Source organism: Inquilinus sp. OTU3971 (genome assembly GCF_038440215.1).
On record NZ_JASATH010000307.1, the window covers coordinates 2,501 to 5,657 of the forward strand.

Below are 3,157 nucleotides of genomic sequence, written 5' to 3' on the forward strand. Positions count from 1 at the left end.
GCGCTTGCCTCTGTGCGCGGTGCTTCTCTAGTAGAAGAAGCTGAGATCAAGCGTCTAAGGGCATCTGGTGGATGCCTTGGCACTGAGAGGCGATGAAGGACGTGGCACGCTGCGATAAGCTGCGGGGAGGGGCGAGCACCCTTTGATCCGCAGATCTCCGAATGGGGAAACCCACCGCTTATGCGGTATCCGGCACTGAATCCATAGGTGACGGAAGCGAACCCGGGGAACTGAAACATCTCAGTACCCGGAGGAAAGGACATCAACCGAGACTCCGTTAGTAGTGGCGAGCGAACGCGGACCAGGCCAGTGATCACATCTACATAACCGGAACCGTCTGGAAAGTCGGGCCATAGCGGGTGATAGCCCCGTACGGGTAAACCGGGTGTGATCCATGAGTAGGGCGGGACACGTGAAATCCTGTCTGAACATGGGGGGACCACCCTCCAAGCCTAAGTACTCCTCAGTGACCGATAGTGCACCAGTACCGTGAGGGAAAGGTGAAAAGCACCCCGACGAGGGGAGTGAAAGAGACCTGAAACCGGATGCCTACAAGCAGTCGGAGCGGGCTTGTCCCGTGACGGCGTACCTTTTGTATAATGGGTCAGCGACTTAGCGTGTGCAGCAAGCTTAAGCCGAGAGGTGTAGGCGCAGCGAAAGCGAGTCTGAATAGGGCGTCAGAGTTGCACGCGTTAGACCCGAAACCGGGTGATCTAGCCATGGCCAGGTTGAAGGCGGGGTAACACCCGCTGGAGGACCGAACCCACGTCCGTTGAAAAGGCCGGGGATGAGCTGTGGCTAGGGGTGAAAGGCCAATCAAACTCGGAAATAGCTGGTTCTCCGCGAAAGCTATTGAGGTAGCGCGTCGGATGATTACCGCGGGGGGTAGAGCACTGGATGGGCTAGGGGGTCGCGAGACCTACCAAACCTAACCAAACTCCGAATACCCGTGAGTACAGTCCGGCAGACAGACGGTGGGTGCTAACGTCCATCGTCAAGAGGGAAACAACCCAGACCACCAGCTAAGGCCCCCAAATCGTGGCTAAGTGGGAAAGGATGTGGGACAGCGTCGACAACCAGGAGGTTGGCTTAGAAGCAGCCATCCTTTAAAGAAAGCGTAATAGCTCACTGGTCAAGCCGTCCTGCGCCGAAGATGTAACGGGGCTCAAGCCACGTGCCGAAGCTGTGGGTGCTCGAGCGATCGAGCGCGGTAGCGGAGCGTTCCGTAGGCCTGCGAAGGTGTCTCGCGAGAGGCGCTGGAGGTATCGGAAGTGCGAATGCTGACATGAGTAGCGACAAACAGTGTGAGAAACACTGTCGCCGAAAGTCCAAGGGTTCCTGCGCAAGGTTAATCCACGCAGGGTGAGCCGGCCCCTAAGGCGAGGCCGAAAGGCGTAGTCGATGGGAACCAGGTTAATAGTCCTGGGCCTGGCAGAGGTGACGATGGCTGTAAGTTGTGCGCCCTTATCGGATTGGGTGTGCAGCGAAGGACATCCGGGAAATAGCCCTGCCGTATAGACCGTACCCGAAACCGACACAGGTGGACTGGTAGAGTATACCAAGGCGCTTGAGAGAACGATTGTGAAGGAACTCGGCAAATTGCCCTCGTAACTTCGGGAGAAGAGGGCCCTGCGCTTGGGCAACCAGGCGTGGGGGGCACAGACCAGGGGGTAGCGACTGTTTAACAAAAACACAGGGCTCTGCGAAGTCGACAAGACGACGTATAGGGTCTGACGCCTGCCCGGTGCCGGAAGGTTAAGAGGAGAGGTGCAAGCCTTGAATTGAAGCCCCGGTAAACGGCGGCCGTAACTATAACGGTCCTAAGGTAGCGAAATTCCTTGTCGGGTAAGTTCCGACCTGCACGAATGGCGTAACGACTTCCCCACTGTCTCCACAGTCGACTCAGCGAAATTGAATTCTCCGTGAAGATGCGGAGTACCCGCGGCTAGACGGAAAGACCCCGTGCACCTTTACTATAGCTTTGCAGTGGCGTTAGGAATGACATGTGTAGGATAGGTGGGAGGCTTTGAAGCCCAGGCGCCAGCTTGGGTGGAGCCAACCTTGAAATACCACCCTTGTTGTTCTTGACGTCTAACCGAGCCCCGTGATCCGGGGCCGGGACCCTGCATGGTGGGTAGTTTGACTGGGGCGGTCGCCTCCCAAAGAGTAACGGAGGCGCGCGATGGTGGGCTCAGAACGGTCGGAAATCGTTCGACGAGTGCAATGGCATAAGCCCGCCTGACTGCGAGAGCGACGGTTCGAGCAGAGACGAAAGTCGGCCATAGTGATCCGGTGGTCCCGCGTGGAAGGGCCATCGCTCAACGGATAAAAGGTACGCCGGGGATAACAGGCTGATACCCCCCAAGAGTCCACATCGACGGGGGTGTTTGGCACCTCGATGTCGGCTCATCACATCCTGGGGCTGGAGCAGGTCCCAAGGGTATGGCTGTTCGCCATTTAAAGTGGTACGTGAGCTGGGTTCAGAACGTCGTGAGACAGTTCGGTCCCTATCTACCGTGGGTGTTGGAATATTGCGAGGAGCTGTCCCTAGTACGAGAGGACCGGGATGGACGCACCTCTGGTGCACCGGTTGTGACGCCAGTCGCATCGCCGGGTAGCTATGTGCGGACGGGATAACCGCTGAAAGCATCTAAGCGGGAAGCCCCCCTCAAAACCAGTATTCCCTATCAGAGCCGTGGCAGACGACCACGTCGATAGGCCGGGTGTGTAAGCGCAGCAATGCGTTGAGCTAACCGGTACTAATCGCTCGATCGGCTTGATCTCAGTAAGGTGGCTTCGCCCTCACGGGCTACGCCCCTCACCGCGCGCAGCGGCAATCGCCCTGCAACAACACCCCTCTGCCCGCAGCAGCATTCACTCAGACACACGAGTGGGCTTCGTCGACCTGGTGGCCATAGCGAGGGCCCCAGCACCCGATCCCATCCCGAACTCGGCCGTGAAACCCCTCAGCGCCAATGGTACTGTGGCTCAAGCCACGGGAGAGTAGGTCGCCGCCAGGTCCACAAAGCCCACTCGTCCCAACCCCTTCGCATCCTCTCACAATGCCCTCTCACCACCCCCGCGGGGTGGAGCAGCCCGGTAGCTCGTCAGGCTCATAACCTGAAGGTCACAGGTTCAAATCCTGTCCCCGCAACCA

At 58.3% G+C, this 3,157-nt stretch carries 1 tRNA gene and 2 rRNA genes; all 3 read left to right on the forward strand.

Annotated features, from left to right (window positions below):
* Positions 1-44: 44 nt before the first annotated feature.
* The 3 genes from AAHM41_RS38425 to AAHM41_RS38435 all read left to right on the forward strand — a co-directional run bounded on the left by AAHM41_RS38425 (position 45) and on the right by AAHM41_RS38435 (position 3,157).
* A 23S ribosomal RNA gene (locus AAHM41_RS38425) occupies positions 45-2,784 on the forward strand.
* Positions 2,785-2,904: 120 nt separating this feature from the next.
* Positions 2,905-3,020: ribosomal RNA gene (gene rrf, locus AAHM41_RS38430) — 5S ribosomal RNA — on the forward strand.
* Positions 3,021-3,080: 60 nt separating this feature from the next.
* A tRNA-Met gene (locus tag AAHM41_RS38435) sits at positions 3,081-3,157 on the forward strand.